Origin of the sequence: Acetoanaerobium sticklandii, assembly GCF_000196455.1 — a bacterium.
Taxonomy (GTDB): Bacteria; Bacillota; Clostridia; order Peptostreptococcales; family Filifactoraceae; genus Acetoanaerobium; species Acetoanaerobium sticklandii.
The window spans coordinates 1,251,387-1,269,706 of the sequence record NC_014614.1 but is presented as its reverse complement, the minus strand read 5'-3'; the positions used below and the strand labels follow the sequence as shown (position 1 = coordinate 1,269,706).

The 18,320-nt window shown below is 33.1% G+C and carries 20 protein-coding genes and 1 riboswitch; of the genes, 1 reads left to right on the top strand and 19 read right to left on the bottom strand.

What is annotated here, in order from left to right; all coding sequences use genetic code 11:
* Positions 1-85: 85 nt before the first annotated feature.
* From grdD to CLOST_RS05690, 17 genes are all read right to left on the bottom strand, one after another.
* Positions 86-1,252: a glycine/sarcosine/betaine reductase complex component C subunit alpha gene (grdD, locus tag CLOST_RS05775; protein ID WP_013361329.1), complete on the bottom strand. Its 1,167-nt coding sequence runs from the start codon at positions 1,250-1,252 to the stop codon at positions 86-88.
* A 16-nt stretch (positions 1,253-1,268) separates the two neighbouring features.
* Entirely contained in the window at positions 1,269-2,804 is a 1,536-nt protein-coding gene (gene grdC / locus CLOST_RS05770; protein ID WP_013361328.1) for a glycine/sarcosine/betaine reductase complex component C subunit beta, read from the bottom strand.
* 97 nt (positions 2,805-2,901) lie between these two features.
* Positions 2,902-4,212 carry a glycine reductase complex selenoprotein B gene (gene grdB, locus CLOST_RS05760; protein WP_013361327.1) on the bottom strand — a complete coding sequence of 437 codons (1,311 nt, stop codon included), beginning with the start codon at positions 4,210-4,212 and terminating at the stop codon, positions 2,902-2,904.
* Between the two features lie 21 nt (positions 4,213-4,233).
* Positions 4,234-4,710 carry a glycine/sarcosine/betaine reductase complex selenoprotein A gene (gene grdA, locus CLOST_RS05755; RefSeq protein ID WP_013361326.1) on the bottom strand — a complete coding sequence of 159 codons (477 nt, stop codon included), beginning with the start codon at positions 4,708-4,710 and terminating at the stop codon, positions 4,234-4,236.
* A 57-nt stretch (positions 4,711-4,767) separates the two neighbouring features.
* Positions 4,768-6,060 (bottom strand): glycine/sarcosine/betaine reductase component B subunit, encoded by a 1,293-nt coding sequence (locus CLOST_RS05750; RefSeq protein WP_013361325.1) that lies wholly within the window; start codon positions 6,058-6,060, stop codon positions 4,768-4,770.
* A 25-nt stretch (positions 6,061-6,085) separates the two neighbouring features.
* Positions 6,086-6,403, bottom strand: coding sequence for a thioredoxin TrxA (gene trxA, locus CLOST_RS05745; RefSeq protein WP_013361324.1), 318 nt, complete (start codon positions 6,401-6,403; stop codon positions 6,086-6,088).
* A gap of 160 nt (positions 6,404-6,563) precedes the next feature.
* Positions 6,564-7,508: a thioredoxin-disulfide reductase gene (gene trxB / locus CLOST_RS05740; RefSeq protein ID WP_013361323.1), complete on the bottom strand. Its 945-nt coding sequence runs from the start codon at positions 7,506-7,508 to the stop codon at positions 6,564-6,566.
* A gap of 15 nt (positions 7,509-7,523) precedes the next feature.
* Entirely contained in the window at positions 7,524-7,883 is a 360-nt protein-coding gene (locus tag CLOST_RS05735; protein WP_013361322.1) for a GrdX family protein, read from the bottom strand.
* A gap of 175 nt (positions 7,884-8,058) precedes the next feature.
* A riboswitch (glycine riboswitch) is annotated at positions 8,059-8,157 on the bottom strand.
* A 155-nt stretch (positions 8,158-8,312) separates the two neighbouring features.
* Positions 8,313-9,158: a DegV family protein gene (locus CLOST_RS05730; RefSeq protein ID WP_013361321.1), complete on the bottom strand. Its 846-nt coding sequence runs from the start codon at positions 9,156-9,158 to the stop codon at positions 8,313-8,315.
* A gap of 10 nt (positions 9,159-9,168) precedes the next feature.
* A complete protein-coding gene (gene trmL / locus CLOST_RS05725; protein WP_041487121.1) occupies positions 9,169-9,639 on the bottom strand; it encodes a tRNA (uridine(34)/cytosine(34)/5-carboxymethylaminomethyluridine(34)-2'-O)-methyltransferase TrmL in 471 nt (156 codons plus the stop codon).
* 13 nt (positions 9,640-9,652) lie between these two features.
* Positions 9,653-10,471: a Cof-type HAD-IIB family hydrolase gene (locus CLOST_RS05720; RefSeq protein WP_013361319.1), complete on the bottom strand. Its 819-nt coding sequence runs from the start codon at positions 10,469-10,471 to the stop codon at positions 9,653-9,655.
* The gene (locus CLOST_RS05715; RefSeq protein WP_013361318.1) at positions 10,464-11,069 is read right to left on the bottom strand and encodes a histidine phosphatase family protein; all 606 of its coding nucleotides are present in this window, start codon (positions 11,067-11,069) and stop codon (positions 10,464-10,466) included. Before CLOST_RS05715 ends, CLOST_RS05720 begins: the two co-directional genes overlap by 8 nt.
* Positions 11,051-11,827: an adenosylcobinamide-GDP ribazoletransferase gene (gene cobS / locus CLOST_RS05710; protein WP_013361317.1), complete on the bottom strand. Its 777-nt coding sequence runs from the start codon at positions 11,825-11,827 to the stop codon at positions 11,051-11,053. Before cobS ends, CLOST_RS05715 begins: the two co-directional genes overlap by 19 nt.
* Positions 11,828-11,832: 5 nt before the next feature.
* Positions 11,833-12,393: a bifunctional adenosylcobinamide kinase/adenosylcobinamide-phosphate guanylyltransferase gene (gene cobU / locus CLOST_RS05705; RefSeq protein WP_013361316.1), complete on the bottom strand. Its 561-nt coding sequence runs from the start codon at positions 12,391-12,393 to the stop codon at positions 11,833-11,835.
* Positions 12,393-13,799: a VanW family protein gene (locus CLOST_RS05700; RefSeq protein ID WP_013361315.1), complete on the bottom strand. Its 1,407-nt coding sequence runs from the start codon at positions 13,797-13,799 to the stop codon at positions 12,393-12,395. The genes cobU and CLOST_RS05700 overlap by 1 nt, the downstream gene beginning before the upstream one ends.
* A 15-nt stretch (positions 13,800-13,814) precedes the next feature.
* Positions 13,815-14,444: an endonuclease III gene (gene nth / locus CLOST_RS05695; RefSeq protein WP_013361314.1), complete on the bottom strand. Its 630-nt coding sequence runs from the start codon at positions 14,442-14,444 to the stop codon at positions 13,815-13,817.
* Positions 14,445-14,497: 53 nt separating this feature from the next.
* A complete protein-coding gene (locus CLOST_RS05690; RefSeq protein ID WP_013361313.1) occupies positions 14,498-15,382 on the bottom strand; it encodes an epoxyqueuosine reductase in 885 nt (294 codons plus the stop codon).
* 95 nt (positions 15,383-15,477) lie between these two features.
* On the opposite strand from CLOST_RS05690, the gene CLOST_RS05685 reads away from it, so the two are divergent.
* On the top strand, positions 15,478-15,882 hold the full coding sequence (locus CLOST_RS05685; RefSeq protein ID WP_013361312.1) for a RusA family crossover junction endodeoxyribonuclease: 405 nt from the start codon (positions 15,478-15,480) through the stop codon (positions 15,880-15,882).
* A 31-nt stretch (positions 15,883-15,913) separates the two neighbouring features.
* Here CLOST_RS05685 and CLOST_RS05680 read toward each other — a convergent pair whose 3' ends face one another.
* Both CLOST_RS05680 and CLOST_RS05675 read right to left on the bottom strand, forming a co-directional pair.
* The gene (locus CLOST_RS05680) at positions 15,914-16,504 is read right to left on the bottom strand and encodes a winged helix-turn-helix domain-containing protein (protein WP_013361311.1); all 591 of its coding nucleotides are present in this window, start codon (positions 16,502-16,504) and stop codon (positions 15,914-15,916) included.
* Between the two features lie 150 nt (positions 16,505-16,654).
* On the bottom strand, positions 16,655-18,319 hold the full coding sequence (locus CLOST_RS05675; protein WP_013361310.1) for a nucleoside kinase: 1,665 nt from the start codon (positions 18,317-18,319) through the stop codon (positions 16,655-16,657).
* Position 18,320 lies beyond the last annotated feature (1 nt).

Genomic DNA, 18,320 nt, shown 5'->3' with positions numbered 1-18,320 from the left:
AATTAAAATAAAAATCTTACAAATAAAATAATTAAGGCTCTATTTTATTTTAACAAAATTTTTACTTTTTACAAGTGTTATTTGTCTAGCAGATGTCGCCTTCTCCAGCTGCAAATCCAGCTTTAACTAAAATTTGTTGACATTCGCTTACTCTGTCTTCTGGGACAAGAACTATTGGACCTGTACAGCCCATGCCGCTTTCAGCATAAATACCATTTTTCCATAATAGCTGAACTGCATCTTCTAGTTCCATTATATCTATTCCTGAAATAGAACCAGTTACTACAACTTTATCAGGTTGTGGAACAACTTCTTCCTGAGCAGCTTTTTTCTCAACAGGCTTAGGAATTAAATCCATCCACTTCAGAGCATTAAGCTTTTTAAACTCTGCTTTAGCAATTTCTGTTATATCGTTGTTAGCGATTTCATGAGCATATTTTAAAGCGTTCGCAATTACTGGAGCACCTGATGCTCTTGATAATATAAGAACATTACGCTCATAGCCTTCGCCTACTCCAGGACCATAACCATATCCAGAAACCTCGTATTGTCCTCCGCTTGTAAAAGATGAGAACATTTTCATTAAAATATTTCCTGTAAGAGTATCTGTAACCACAACATCAACAGTTCCAAGAAGCAAGTCATTTCCTCTTAAAACTCTTCCGCCATCACTTCTTTGAGACTCACCAAAAGCAATATCATAGCCTTTAGCTTGAAGCTCAACTAAAACCTTTTCTACGCTTCTAGCTCCATCAACGTTCAAGATACCAACTGTTGGTTTTTCTATACCTGATGCTTTTGCAGCAATTACGCCATAAACAGCATTTTTAACCATAGCCTCTACTCTTTGAGCTGACGATGTTCCAGTAGTCGTAGCAATGAACATTTCTTTACCATGTGCAGGTGTTACAACTCTACCTACTGTAGAAACCCCTATTGGAAAGTTATAGTGCATAGTAACGCAAGCACCGATTTCTTTGCTATCAAGTTTTTCTTCCATTACTTTATACATTTCATCTTCAGAGCTTACTTCAATAGTTTCTAATCCAGAGTCATTTGCTGAACCAATTAAAACTATGTTAAGTTGAGGATAAAGTTTCTTAGCAAGCTTCGCGCCTTCTACAAGAGTAGCTTCTCCATGCTCACTACCAAGAGTAGTAAGTGCTACCTTTTTAGTTTTTCCAAAGCTTCCAGTTTGAATTCCATCGGCAATTTCAAGAAAGGCATCAGCTATTACTTTATTCAAGTTCATTATCGTTGCCTCCTTCTTATTGTCCCAAATTTTCAGCAAGCTTTCTCATCGCATCTGCTATCATAGATTTGATTTGCTGCTCATCAACTTGAGGTGCTTTGTCTTCACCTTTACCATCATTTTTCTCCATTACAAACGATACTCCATCGAACTGGTTTGTCATTCTTCCTAAGAAAAGACTTCCTTTTCCAACTATCATAACTTTATCTAGCTTGTTTTCTTTCATCTCATCAATTGCAAAACCTATAAATGGAACTCCTGATGGGATATGTCCTTGAGTAGGAGCGAATCCTGGCATTCCGTGTTCCTTGCCAAAAGTTGGAAGTGAAGATTTTTCTAAATCTCCTCTTTTTACTCCAAGAGCAGCTATCATCTTATAGTTGGCTTCTGGAACATCTCCAGCACCAGCAGGTTTAGTAATATCTGGATTTTGCATTTCTACAGAGTATTTACTGATATCTGTAATTTTTAAACCACCTTTATCTAATGGCATTGTGATTAATGATGTAATTACTGCTTGAGGAGATGAGCCAGTTCCTACTGTATGTCTTCCCACTAAATCAGTGTTGAACACTGGTGAAATTCCATCATCTTCTGAAACTAGAACTGCAAATCCACCAAGTACATCCTCTAGAACAGGAATATTTTTCTTAATATGGTCTTTTGCATTCATACCAAGTTTAGCAGTTGCTCCACCACCAACAACAACAACATGCTTATATACACCTGATTTAACAAGTGCAGCTGCATTTATTAATGCATGAGTAGGTCCAGCGCAGAATCCTCTAGTATCTGATCCAGTTGCATTAGTAAAGCTGCATGCTTCAGCAATTGATTTAGCGAAGTTTCCTCCACCTCTTTGGTTCATATCGCCACAAGCTTCTTCAGAACATTCTATAACATATTCAACTTCATCAGCTTTTACAGAAGAATTTTTCATTAAATGTTTTACTGCTAAAACTCCTGATGCCTTAACAACCAAGTTTTCAAACATAATATGAGCTGTTAAGCTGTTATCTACTTCATGAGCTCTCTTTACGCATCCAACTAGCTCACCCATGTTATATAGTCCTTCTGCATGATGCTCGTTTACAAAAGTTTTAATTGAATCAATTTCTTCAGAATCTTTAAATTTCTCAAGTTCAGCATCACTGAATAATTCATGAGCTTTTAGTTTCTCAACAACAGCTTTAGAAAAATCAGCAGTAAGCTTAACAAGGTCAAAAGAATCAGCTATTTTTAACATACCTATAAATTCATCCTGAGGCATGATTTCGCCAAATCTACCTTCTCTAGTTCCTTGAACTGGATTTTCAAACCAAGGAGTAGCTATATCATTTAGTTCTTCAGGCTTTTTGTTTCCAATATATACTTGGTTAGGAGCGTAATTCACAACTTCTTCATAATTTCTGATAAAATTTCCCACATTTTTTAGGAATTCTGAGTCTGGATTACCTAGTTTTTCCATTTGGTAAGTTGTTCCATTGTGGATAATCATATCAGGAGTATGAACTAAAATATAACTTGCATTTTTCAAAACAGGTTTTGTCATAAGAAGCCTCCAATTTTACTTTAATATTAAAATTAGATGGGGTTTTTCTCCCCATCTAATTTATGAACAAAATATTTTAATAGCAAATTTATTTATCTTAGTCTTCAAAAACTGTTTGGTCTTCAACTTCAGTTTCTAAAGCTTTAAGAGCTTTTTCAACAAGCTTTCTACGAAGCTGTTTTTCTTCAGCTGCATCTAGTGCAGGATTTCCAAGTGGGTGAGGAATAGCAATTGTAGGAATTATTCTATTTGCACCAACTGTTAGAGATATTGGAACTACTGTACACATATGAACTACAGGAATACCAGCTCTCTCGATTTCTTTAACCATCGTTGCGCCGCAACGAGTACAAGTACCTCAGGTAGATGTTAAGATAACCGCATCTACTTTGTTTTCAAGAAGCTCTTTAGAGAATTCTTGAGCAAATTGCTTAGAATTTGCAACAGAAGTACCATTACCTACTGTAGTATAGAAATATTTAAATAATTCTCCGATTTTGCCTTCTTTTTCTAAATCACGAAGTACATCAACTGGAAGAACTCTGTCTGGCTCGTTATTAGCATATGTTGGGTCATATCCACCATGTGCAGTTTCATGATCAGCTTCTGATAGTTTATCAAAGCTAGAGATATCATATCTTCCGTATTTAGAAGCTGAAGATGACTCTATATGATCAGGATTGTGCTTAGGTACAATACCACCAGAAGTTACTAAAGCAATTTTTGCTTTTGTAATATCTTTAACTGCTGGATTTGGAGCTACTCTATCAAATACTGGCATTGGATACTCAGTTTCAAACTCTTCACCTTTAAGCTTTTTAACTAGCATTTTAACAGCACGCATAGATCCTCTTTCATCTACGAATGCGTTAACACGAACTCCTCTTGCAAAGTATCCATCTTCTTGTGGAGAAAGAATTTCTTCACCTTTAGCTAATTTAGTTGCAAATTTCGCTACAGCTGGAAGAGCTTTTCTCATACCTGCAGCTGAATCAGAAGTAGGAATTACATATACTTCTTTTCTAAATACATCTAAACCAGGATTTTCTTCATACATAGCTGTGAAAGCTTTTAGGTTTAATTCATCTTGAACCATCTTAACAACAGTTCCGCAAGCCATTCCGTATCTACCAGCATTAAACGCTGGGCCAGCGATTAGTATATCTGGATTAAAAGATTTAATCATCTCTAAAACTTTAGCTTTAGCTTCTTCAAGATTTTCATTGAAATATGAATCTCCACAAACTACTACTCCTACTATCTCAGCATCTTCTTCAATTAACTTTTGAAGTTGTTGAGATATTGGAGGTTGACTTTCAGCAATATGTGGAAGAGTATCTGCCTTTTCTTCTCCGCCTATACCAGCAAAGAATTGATTTAGATAGTGTACAACCTTAACTTTTCCCATCAATAAACGCCTCCTTCCTTATTAGTCGTTAAATTTACAAAACTGACTTCTAATGCTTTGCATTTCTTCTATGATTTCATCAACGTTAAGAACCATTTCCATCATTCCAACTTGATCATCAAAGATTTGAGCATCTACTTCATCTTTGAATTCAGGCTCAACTGCGTGATAAACTCTTAATCCAAGCTCAACACCAGCAAGAGGACCAGCAAAAGTAGGGTCACCCGCTGTAACTGTTTCAGCTGCTAGACCAGCAGCTTCGGCTTCTGCAGCACCTATTAAAACCACAAGATTTTCAGCTCCGAATTTCTCAGTAGCTTCTTTAATTCTCTTTTGGTTTTCTAGGTCCATAGCCCCAGCAGCAGTTCAGACAAAGCATTCTGTTGATGAAAATATAACTTCACAATCGATAGGCTTAAGACATTCTTCAATAGCTGGGCCAGGAATTCCGTCTCTATCGCCGATAATAACTATTTTTTTTCCAGTAAAACGGCTCATATTTTCCTCCTTAAATTTTCATATTGTATTTATAATAATATGGTTAAATTTTTATAATTAATAAGTTTTTGCTGTCATCTTGTTGAATCCAACTTCACTAGTAGCTCCAGTAATAGCCTGAATTTCAACTTCAATTGATCCATCAGCGCGTAGAGAACCATCAAATCCTCCAGCAATAACATCTATAACATCCTTAGATACATGTCCAATAATTTTATCAAGCTTTGGTAAAACGATTGTCATGTTGGCATTACCACCAGTTACGCAAGCATCTGCAGCAGCATCTGCATCAGCTAGTGATTGAGATGCTCCATCTCTACCTGCATACTCATCAGTAAGAATAACTGTTTTAATACCTTTTTTAGTTATCTTTTTGCAGTTCATGATTAGGTCAGTATCTGGGTTTCCAAATCCTTCTTCAGATATGATAACTCCATCTAATCCAAGGTATTCAGCCATCTTTGCAGTCCAGTTAGATGATCTTTCTTTATCAGCTAGATATACGTTTTCGTTAGTTATAATTACACCAACAAAGTTGTACTCTTTTCCGTGAAGTTCGTATAAGTCATGGATAACTGGGTTGTTCATATGAACGTATGTTGGGTTTTTGTCACAAGCAGATACGCAGTTTCCTGATAATATTGCTCCATCCATTACTTCTGTTGGATAGATTAATGTAGGAATAATTTTCTTCGCATCAACGCCATATACATAAGTATCATGTAATAGTCCTTGAGTTTGAAGCATATATACATACGCAACCTTAGGAAGATTAGGATACTCTTTTACTGATTCGAATATTGGCTTAGTCTCATATACTTTTACTTCATCTGGAGTAATGTTTCTTCCAGCTTCGCCTAGGTATTTTCCAGCTTTTAATCCAACCATTCTAAGAGCAGCTTCGTGGTCATGTTGCTTAAGGCCATCAACTGGCTCAGCTATAATAACTACGTTGCAAGTTTTAGAAAATGGAGTATAGTCAGCTCCTGGACCAGTCATATCGATAATTCCTTCTTGGAATCCAACAACTTTTCCAGTTGTAACTACTGCTGCACCCTTAAGTACATTTGTTTTTCCTTCTCCAACAGTATCAACTTTGCTAAGGAAACCTGGGAAAATTCCTCCGTTACCTTCAACTTTGACTCTTGGTTCTATAACATCTTTAACCGGAGCTATTCTTACACTTTCTCCTGGTCTAACGATTTCCATATCAATTGACTTGATATGCTCATCACTTGATAATTCACTGATTAGTTCTTGCTTGTTTACATAAAGAACACCATTTTCAACTTTAGTGCTGTCACCAAATTGGATATCCTTTATAAAAATATTACCAACTTCAAGACGCATAGAGTCACCTCCTAATTCAAATAAATTAAATGTATTTTTTTACCATAGCTTCTACATTTGCAGCTGTTGCATCTTCCTTTGTAAGTTCGTCAATTTTTTGACCATCTTTGTAGATTGCTATAGTAGGAAGACCTAGAACTTTTTCCTTTATTGCTAATCTTCTTGCTTTAGTTGTGTCAAGTTTAGTAAATCTAACTTGCTCACCATAAGTTTTTTCCATTTCCTGAATATCAGGCATTAAAGCTTTACAAGGCTCACAACCTTCACTCCAGAAATCAACAAGAACATATCCAGTTCCTTGAAGTACTTCAGTTTCAAAAGTATCTTTATCAAGTTCGAACATAACGTTTTCCTCCTCTGATTTATTATCTCAATTTATTTAAACTAAAAACTATATTGATGTATTAAAATAGTTTTTTTAAATTGCCGTATTTTTAAATTGCCGTATTAATAATGCTTTCTTAATTATGTTGTATTATAATGACTTTTCTATCTGTTAACTCCTACAGACCTTCGTGCTCAATATACTTTTCTGCCATGATTGCAGCGATTGCTCCATCTGCAGTTGCAGTTACTACTTGTCTTAATACTTTTTCTCTACAATCTCCAGCAGCAAATACTCCAGGAATATTTGTTTCCATATTTTGATTTGTTACAAAATAGCCTGATTGGTTCATGTCTACTTTATCTTTGAATATATCAGTTTGTGGTATATATCCAGTAAATACGAATATTCCAAAAGTTCCAAATTCTTCATCTGCAAAATGCTCTGAAAGCTCACCTGTTTTAGTGTTTTCAAATACAACAGATTCAACTATTCCATCACCTTTAATTTCTTTTATAACTGAATCCCATTTAAAATCAATCTTAGGATTTGCAAACGCCTTATCTTGAATTGATTTAGCTGCTCTTAAGCTGTCTCTTCTGTGAACTATAGTTACTTTAGAAGCGAATTTTGTTAAATACATAGCTTCTTCTACTGCTGAATCTCCACCACCAACTACAAACACTTCCATATCTTGGAAGAAGTCTGCGTCGCAAGTTGCACAGTATGACACACCTTTTCCTGTTAACTCTTTTTCTCCAGGGCAATCTAATTTCTTTGGACTAGCTCCTGTAGCTACTATTACAGCTTTAGCTTGATATTCAGCTTTTGTTCCTTTTAAAATTTTGATTTTCCCAGTGAAATCAAAGTCAACTATGCTATCTTTAATTCTTTCTGTACCAAATTCGTCTGCTTGTTCAGCCATTCTAGCAATAAGAGATGGTCCAGAAGCGTCGTGAATAGAACCAGGATAGTTTGCAACTTCTTCAGTTGTTACTATTTGTCCTCCAGTTTTATCCTTTTCTATTATTAAAGTACTCATTTTACCTCTGGCCCCATAAAGTCCCGCTGAAAGCCCAGCTGGTCCAGCGCCAATAATTACTAAATCGTAAATTTTTGACATAATTTCACTCCTTAATTAAATTTTTAAAGCATGTTTTATTAAATCAAGATCTATGACCTTGAAATCTTCCAATACAGTTTCTGTCCAGTTTGGTGTAATTGAGTCGTTTTGTAGCTTTGAGTATGTGTAGATAGCGTTTTCAATCATCTCAACTGAATTAAAATCTAGCTTATCGCCTATTTCTAATGCAACACTTTTAAATGGTGTTTCATTAGGCTTTACACTCCCTGAAAGTGGATGAGTTAATAATTTATAATTCTTGTGGACGTAATCTCTAACGCTGTAAAGCACATCTTGATAACTACCTTCAAGTAACTCCACGTTTTTTCCACCATAATACTCGTCTACCAATTTATTGTTTGTGATAATAATCATTAGTCACCTCATAGCAGCTATAAAATAGCCCATCATAAACATTTTACCCTTATTTAAAAATAATATTCAAAAGAGCTCGCCAAAGGTTAATCTTATTCCCATCAAATATTTTTATATTTACAATAAAAAAAACAGGGAAACAATAGAGCCTTGTTTCCCTGTTTTATCAGAGTTCTGTCCAAGCAAAATCCTTTTGCCTGAGAATTTCATTTATATTTGGCAAATATAAACTTGTCCCTTCGGCGATCAAACGATTCTCTCTTTTGCTCTTCATTCAGAATTATTTATTTGTTAAATACTCTTTATAAGCTTATTCTATAATAGATTAAAAATTTAATCAATCATTTTTTTATTGTTTTTTACATTTTTGTTAAAAAATAATCTTTCTACCTTAACCTCTTATGAATTCTTATATTCAACTATATAAAATTATTTTTTTGTTTTTTCGTAATATAGAGCTACTGCACTAAGCCCTGAATACGCTGCTACTGTACACCCTACCTCGGAATAAATAGTTTCTGATGGTATATACTTTGATAAAACAGCCTCTTTTAACTCTTCCAAATAGCTTTTATCATTAGCATGATTCATACCGATTACTCTTCCATCTAGAGTAGATTCATTTTTTTCGATGTAATCAATAATATATTTTATTGCTTTTTTTCTTCCTCTAACTTTTTCCCTTGCTACAACTTGGCCATCTTTCATAGTCATTATGACCTTGATGTTCAAAAGGTTGCTCATCATATACTGTGATTTGCTGATTCTTCCACCTTTATATATATATTCAAGAGTATCAAAAATAATCAGATACTCCATGTTATTGACTAAGTCTCTAACTCTTGATTCTATATCATCTATCCCTATACCATTACTTGCCATTTTTGCTGCCTCAATAACTATCATCCCATAACCAAGAGTTATTGCTTTTGAGTCTATAACTCTTATTTTATTTGCGTCAAATTCACGGCTTGCGATTAATGCACTATTATAGGTTCCACTAAGAGCTGATGACATAGTAATACATATTACTTCATTGCCTGAATTTACAACTTCGCTGAATTCTTGCTCAAACTCTGCTGGAGTAACTTGAGAAGTTGTTGGATATTCATTTGTGGTTTTTAGTCTATCAAACATGGTCTTTGTATCTATATCTATTCCATCTCTATAAACTTCATCCCCGAAAATAACCTTTAATGGCAATACCTTTATATCGTACATATCAATATACTCTTTTGGGATATCTGAAACGCTGTCGGTAATTATTTTAACCATAAAATTGCCCCTATCTTAATTCTTTATAATCAATTTGTCGTATTGCTTCATATGCTGCTATTGCTACTGAGTTAGATAAGTTTAAAGACCTCACTCTGTCCATATTAAGCATTGGGATTCTAACATTGTTATTTGGATTAAGCGATAATATTTCTTGAGATAACCCCTTAGTTTCTTTCCCAAAAACAATATAGCTTTCATCTTCATACGTAGCCTCTGTATGGTTTTTTTTAGCTTTTGTTGTAAAAAAATAGAATTTATTAATATCCTTATCTTCTATTAGCTCTTCGAAAGAATCATAATAATTAATTGAAACTAAGTCCATATAATCAAGCCCTGCTCTTTTAAGCTGCTTTTCATCCATAGAGAAGCCCATGGGTTTAATTAAATGTAATCTCGCATTTATGCAAGCACAGGTTCTTATAATATTTCCAGTATTTTGTGGTATTTCCGGTTCTACTAACACAATATTTAAAGCCAATTTTCATCCCTCATCACTTAAATAAATTCATAATTGCTTTAGCAACCCCATCCTCATCATTTGATGAAGTTACAAGATTTGCATATTTTTTTACATTCTGCTCAGCATTATCCATAGCCACACCAATTCCTGCTTCGACTATCATGCTTATGTCGTTATGTTGATCTCCAATCGCCATAATTTCGCTAAGATTAATATTGCATTCTTTTGCTAAAATCTTAAGTGCATTTCCTTTAGAAATATTTTCTGACATTATCTCTAAATTATTATGCCAAGATTGGCTTAATTCTAAGCCCTCTATATCTTCTAACATTGCTCTAGCTTTTAACAATTTTTCTGGATGCTCATCTTCTATGGCAACAAACTTTAATATACCATAGTCTTCTGTGCATACATTAGAAAAATCTTCAATTACTTCTATGTCAATTTTATCCTCATCTGAAGCAGTCTTATTATTATTCCAGTAGCTTAATGAGGTATATTTAAGCTCCTTCGTAAAGAATCTATCCTGAGTGTACATATGATAATATAATCCACATTCTTCTAATACTTTATAAAGTAAATCAGCGGTTTTATAGTTTATGCTCTTCTCATAAAGAACTTCATTGCTTGTATGTTTTTTTATCAAAGCTCCGTTACATGCAATTATAGGTTTTTCTATATTAAGTTGCCTTGCAAATATTGCTGCTGAAGAATACATTCTTCCAGTGGCTAATGTAAAGTCAACTCCCATTGTTTTAGCAAACTTTATAGCTTGACTTGTTTTTTGAGATATTTTTTTTGATGAATTTAGTAAAGTTCCATCCATATCACTTACTATTAATTTAATCATTTAAGCACCTCAAGTGATTTGTATCATTCATATAATTAATTACTCCAAAACCTTCATCATAAGTTATTTTAGAAATGCTGCAATTATCTATTTGGAAATTCCAGTGATATTTATATGACTCACCAATAATTTCAGATAAAATACATCTAATCGTACCAGAATGAGAAACTATTGCTATTCTGTTGTCATGATTTTGTGACACAATATCATAAAAACAAGCTTTAACTCTATCGTGAAAATCTATCAAACTCTCTCCATTTGGAAACTTGTACTCAAAACCATGCTTAAATAGCTTTGAAACCTCCTCAGGATTTTTATCTTTTATTTCTTCTAAAGTTAAGCCCTCAAAATCTCCAAAATTCATTTCAATTAGATTATCACAAGTTATAAGGTTATTAGAAAATGAGTTTCCTGTTAAAGTAGCTCTTTCAAGAGGAGAAGAATAAACATAATCGACTTTTATATTTTTCATCTTGTCAGATAGCTTTTCTAACTGTAAAAATCCAAAGTCACTAATTTTGCAATCAGTATACCCAGAAAATTTTTTACTTAAGTTGTCTACTGTTTGAGCATGTCTTATTAAATAAATAACTGCCATAAGGTTACCCCCAAATAATACATAAATAAATAAACTACTTCTGCTAATTCGCAAATAGCTCCTAGAATATCTCCAGTCAATCCATCTATTATTTTATACACATGATTCATATAGTCTAATGTAAGTATAATCACAATTATAACTACAGTAACATTTATAATTGCAATACTATAATCTTTAATTAATATCGAAGGCAAAACCATAGCAAGAATACCAATTCCAAGTGCTATATAAAAATCTATAGCCGAAACCTTACCTATAAATGCATTCCCCATTCCATTTTTTTTTGCTGTTTTGCCTTTATAGCAAGCAAGAACTGAAGCCATTTTTCCCATTACGGGCATAAAAAATAAGCCATAGTAATAACCCTGTGATATAAATTTATCTGCCAGGGCTATTTTAAAAAGTATGAGAATCAGAATTGCTAAAAGTGCATTTGTCCCCAATCTAGAGTCTTTCATAATTTCTAGGATTCTATCTTTGTCTCTATAGCTGTAAAGTCCGTCAAAGGTATCTCCTAGCCCATCTAAATGTAATCCTCCAGTTAAAATAATATTTGTAGAAATAAATACAAGTGCCCCGATGTGCGCACCAAATATTTTTGAGGTGGCTACACCGAATATTAAATAGAAAATTCCTAAAACAATTCCAACTAACGAGAAATATTTTGCTGATTTATGAAATTCTTCATCAAGCTTACCAGATGTCTTAACTGGAATTCTAGTTAGAAAGGAAAGTAGTGTTATAAATCGTTCCAACTAAATTACCCCTTTATTTTCTGACTTATTCCAGAAACAACAAAATATACTTCATCGCTATATCTAGCTGCCACCTGATTTATCCTTCCAATAATATCTCTATATATTCTAGATAATTTGTTTTCTGGAACTATCCCCATCCCTAGCTCATTCGTAACCATAACTAAATTAAGCTTGTTGTATTTTAGAGCTAAAATAAATGATACTAACTCTTCCTGAATTCTTTTTTCTAATGAATCTATTTCTGCTTGTGTTGCATTTTCAACATCTACATCAGAATGAAATATTAAGTTATTTGCCATAACAGTAAGGCAATCTAAAATAACTGTATCTGAACTACTTGACATATCTGGAACCAGATCTTTAAGATTTTCGAAGGCTTCATAGGTTTTCCAAGATGATGGTCTTTGCTCCTTATGCTTCGCTACTCTTGCCTTCATCTCATCATCGAAGGCTTCACTTGTAGCAAGATAAGAAACCTTTTCACCAATATTTTTACATAGCTGCTCTGCAAAATAGCTTTTCCCAGACCTAGCTCCTCCTGTGACTAAAATAACTTTATGCATTATCTTCCTCCAAAAATAGAATCTATTATTGTATTTTCTTGATTTTGTGTATTTACAGATTCATTTATTGCCTCTGGGTTTAAATTTACTGCTGGAGCCTCTGCTGGTCCAGTACCGACTTTAATAACCTTGGTTTTGGCTGGATAATGATCTCTAGACACAACTTTTGTTTGGCCATCAACATTTTCATATGTCACTGATTTTATCCCATCTCTACCTGGGTCATCAATTACTTCTTTACCTAGCGGCAAGGTTGGATCATTGACATATTTTACTTGTCTAGGAATCTGCTCTACAACTTGTGATGACAAAGTCTTATTTTTATGCTTGGTTGTATCTCCATATATCCTAGCTGTAACTTTATTGCCAGAAACGAAAGCTTTTATATACACTGGGTAATCATGAGAATTTCTAAATACAAAATCAAGCGAGCCATAGGCTACAGCTGCATCTCGTCCTATAGATACGTAGCTAGAAGGTATAGAATGAGCTCTTCTTTGAACTACATCAAGTCCTGCATATAAAACAGAGTTGTATAAAGTAGTTGAAACCTGACATACTCCTCCACCTACTCCCTCTTGTAACTCTCCCTTTACAATTACAGGGGCATTTTTATATCCTGCTGCCAATGTTATTTTTCCGGTGGCATTGTTAAAGCTAAATTCTTGACCTGGCATTAGAAGGACGGAATCCACTTTGCTAGATGCCAATCTTATATTTGTGCTTCTTCCTGCTACCTTAGCATTGAAGGTTGTAGTAAATTCTCCTATTATTCCATTAATTGATGATAATTGCTCTCTTTTTACACTGGCTTGAGTTACCTTAACAGGCACTTCAATTATAATATCTTCGTTTTTATCTTTTAATTCTGTTATTAATAAATTTTTTAGCTTATCTATGTCCACTTCGTAGCCGTCTTGTTCTGGAGTAATAGATATAGCAGTATTTATAGAGATGTCTGCATCAACTGCTTGACGATCTACCTCTGATTTAATTTTAGAAAATATTTCATCAAAATTCTCATATTTATCAGTTCTCGATAATTCCAAATTAATTTGTTTATTATTATTTAGCTTTAAAACAGTTATCCAATTTTCTAGTATATTATCACTACGACCAATTTTAAATGCTTCATCAATTGAGCTATCATAATCATACTCAAATCCCAGCTCTTTCAAATCATAATTCCATTTTTTTTCATTATGGGTAAAGCTAACTTTCCCTACTTTAGCTCTGTCTTGCAGAACCTCTTTTGCTTGTGTTACTGTAAGCCCACTGACATCTACGCCATTAATTGAAATCCCAGGATAAATGAAATTATCTTGTGTCAAACTATTAAGGTACATAGCAGCAGATGTAGCAATCAGTATAAAGCTTATTACTAATATAATGCCAACTTTTTTCACTAAAAACCTTCCTTTCTACCCCTTTTTCTTTTTATAAAATTTACAATAGCTTTGTACTGAACATAGCTCACAAATTGGATTCCTTGCCTTACAAATCCTTCTTCCATGAAAAATAAATGCATGATGAGCATCGGTCCAGTATTTTTTCGATATTTTCTTCATTAAATCTTGTTCAACTTGAAGAGGGTCCTTTTTATCAGAGAAGCCCAGTCTTGTAGACACTCTAAAAACATGAGTATCCACAGCTATAGCAGGAACTCCAAAGCAATTGCTAAGTACTACATTTGCAGTTTTCCTTCCCACACCAGGTAGTTTTAAAAGTTCATCCATTTCATCTGGCACTTGACTGTCATAATTTTGTATCAGCAAATGTGATAATGCTATTATATTTTTTGATTTGACATTATAAAAGCCTATACTTTTTATGTACTCCATCAATTTTTCTTCTCCTAGCTTAAGAATTTTTTCAGGAGTATTATAGTTTTTAAAAAGCTCTTTTGTAACAATATTGACTCTTACATCCGTCGATTGAGCACTTAAAACAGTAGCCACCAATAGCTCGTAAGGTGTTTTATATTCAAGCTCACATTTTGCATCAGGATAAGTATCAAGTAATGTCTTTACAATAATATTATACTTACTCATTTAATATATTTTCCCCTTTTTATAATCAATACCATTTTATCATAGATAGTAAGTCAATCTCCAATAATATTAAAATTCCTCACTAATATATTTTTGCCTCTCCATGCAAAAGCTCTATTTCCAAATTTTTTTTTAAATTCTTTATTACTTAAGCTGGCAATATCATTTAGATTAAGTCTTTTTATAACATCATTAATTTCTTGAGATTTTTTTATATCTCTATTGTGAGGGCATACTATTTGGCAAATATCACATCCATATACTTTATTACTTTTTTTTAAAATAGCTATTTCACTATCACTTAGCTCTGTTTTCTTTTGAGTAAGATAAGAAGCACATCTTTGTCCAATAAAACCTTTTTTATAATTTAAAGCCTTTCCGGGACAATATTCTATGCATTTTCCACAATTAATACAATTTTTTTTAGGAAGCCTCTTCTCCTTTAACACTAAGTCCGTGACGATTAGACCTATAAAGCCATAGCTTCCATACACTTCATTTATTACCATATTATTAATTCCTTTATAGCCTAAGCCTGATTCCAAAGCAAAAAATCTCTCATTTAGTGGTCCATTGTCAACTTGAATAGAAAAAGTGCTATTTGGATATTTTATTTGAAGTTTTTGCACAATTCTTTTTAGCTTGTCTTTTGCCCAAATATGATAATCTATACCTTGAGCGGATACGGAAATATTAGAATCGAAGCTATGACTTTCTGTAAGATAAGGGAAAAATATACATATTATACTACTTGCAGGTTTATTATTTATATCTAATTTTAGCCTCGAGACTAAATTTTGCTCTTCAAGGTCCAATTGAGCTCCTAATAATTTTCTTTCTTCAAGATAAAAGCTGAATTTATCAAGACTATCTTTTATTGAATTTACGTTTATAATAGTATATTGATCTATATTTTCCTGGTTTATTATATCAATCATTATTATTGTTCCTCCAACTATTCACTAGTATAATATACCATATGTTAAAAAAAATAATTATATATTTGTGCTATTTTTAGTCGAAAGGATTTAAAATGCTAAAGTTCATAATACCTGGCAGACCTATAAGTAAATCTAACTTCAAATTATCTAATAAAAGCGGGCAAGCTTGGCTACCTCACAAGGGAAAATATTCAAAATATGCAGCCTACGAGAACTACATAGCGGGAATCATAAATCAAGAATATTTTGGTCCTCCTCTAGAAGAAAATCTAATTACTATATTAAAGTTGTATTTTCCAAATAAGCGCATGGGCGATATTCATAATTATCCCAAAAGTATTTGCGATGGTATTGAAAAAAGCGGAATAATTCTCAATGATAAACAACTGAAACCATTTTTGATTTTAGATTATATAGATAAGGATAATCCTAGAGTTGAAATCGAATTATATAAGAGCTCTGAATATAATCTTATTTATCAAATTCAAACAAAATAGTGCAAGGATTCCCCTGCACTATTTAAAATTATTAGCCCTTTGATTTTTTCTTTTTTTCTTTTCTAACATCTGGGATTGCTAGTGTAGCAAAGTTATACGGTCTTGTACCTTCTTTTTCTGGCTTCTTTTGCTTCCCATCTAGCAGTTCTATAAGTCTCTTTTCCAGTTCATTCATAATTTCTTTTGCTTCATCCTCAGTAAGATAATATTCATTGTAATGTCTAAGGTGCTTTGTTCCAACTTCATTTGTCTCAGCTGCTCTATAATAATCTTCACTTACTTTCTCAAACAAAGAAAGAGATGCTTGATTTATTGTTTGGGCCACTGAATCGCTAATTGGAAAGTTTAAGATACTTTTATCTATTACTACCATTTTAGCTTTTGGTAAATAATATTTTTCAATTATCCCAGATTTTACTCTTTCTTCCACTAGTTCTAATATCCCAGCTCCAAGTAAAATTTTAATGTAATAATTGATTTTTGCATGAGGCTCTCCTAAAATTTCTGATAATTGCTTAGCAGAAAGTGGTTCTTCAGCAAATGCTTCTAAAATCTCAACTCTATAAGGATGTGAGACAGCTTTAATCTCTTCTAATTCTCTTAATACCATTATATCTTTCATTAATGCCCTTCCCCTCAATAAAGATTTTCTCCATAATATACTATGTTAAAAATAAAACTGTACATATAGGAGAACCGTAAATTACTTATATATATTATAATGATTAAATATATAATTGTCAAAGAATTCTATACTATTTGAAATTTTGGATTAATGCACCAATTTACTTCCACCTATAAATTCTCTAAGAAGTGATGTGTTGATGATATCTGATTCGTCATTAATATCAACAAAATACTGGAGAAATTTAAGTAGCCTTTTTGCTTCTCTAAAAACAGGGTCGTCTTCCTTTATATCCTCTAAAAGAGGCACCACATGCTTTTTTAAAACAGCCAGCTCATATATAAGAGCGGAGTTAAACATTATATCAGCATTTTCTTGATAAGGGAAAATATTTTTTCGCTCTCCTCTATTTACACTTTGCCACATTGATAAAGTGGAAGATGCAGAATACGATCTGTGATGATAATCCCTAACTATCCTTCTTATAAGTCTTAAGTCAGTAGTCGGAATTTTGTTATGTTCATCTAGGTTTAGCTGAGTTAGAGCACTTATATAGATTTTAAATTTATTTCCATCAGGTATTGATTGTGTGAGAATAGGGTTAAGAGCATGTATTCCTTCTATTATTAGTGGCTGATTTTCCTCAATAGAAATTTTTTTTTCTTCAAAGTATTCTCTAGTGCCAGTTTTAAAATTAAAGCTTGGCAAATTAACTTCATAGCCTAGGATAAGCTTTTCAATATCTTCATTAAATGTTTTTAAATCTATAGCATAAATAGACTCATAATCCTTTTCCCCATACTCGTCTAGTGGAGTTATATCCCTATTTACAAAATAATCATCGACAGATAAAGACACTGGAGATAAACCATTTACCATAAGTTGAAGCTTGAGTCTTTGTGCAAAGCTTGTTTTTCCTGAAGAAGATGGCCCTGCAATTAAAATTATCTTTCCTTTTTCTGAATCTTTTTTTATCATATCAGCAATATCGCAAATTTTCTTTTCATGATATGCTTCAGCAAGTCTTATAATCTCTGGGTGGTTATTATTTTCTACTAAAATGTTTAGTGATGCTGCATTTGGTAGATTAATTATTTTGGCCCAACGTTTAGCTTCTTTATATATTTTAAATAATTTAGGCTGATGTATAAACCTACTAACTTTATGAGGTTCTTTTATATCAGGTCCTAGTAACACTATTCCATCATTGTATAACCTTAATGAAAATGTGTGAAGCATAGCTGTCGATGGAACCATGTAGCCATAAAAATAATCCTCAAGCCACCCACATCTATACAAATGAACTGTCGACGTGTTTTTATACTTTAATAAATTCAATTTTCCTTCGCGATTTTGTTTTTTATATATATTAATTGCTTCTTCTTTTGGAACTCTGAATCTAATTATTTTCTCATTTGAATCTACGAATTCTCTCATTCTGAGCTCAATCTTTTGAACATCATCTACATTTAACTTTTCTTCATACTCAACTTCGCAAAAAAATCCATTGCTAAGGGAATGCTGAATTTTCGTCACAGCTCCTGGGAGCAGTTCTTCCAATGCCCTGATAAATAAAAAAGTAAGACTCCTCATATATGTTCGTCTTCCATCAGGGTCAGTAATATCAATCCAATTAACAAATGAGTCTTCCTCTAGTTCATAGCTAAGCTCTCTAAGATTATTATTTACTAGACCCAAAGTAACTGGATATAAAAAATCCATTCTCTCCATGCTTAAAATTTGCTCTAAGGTAGTGTTTTTTTCAACTTTAAATTCACCCGACTGAGTAGTTATAGTAATCAAGACTATCATC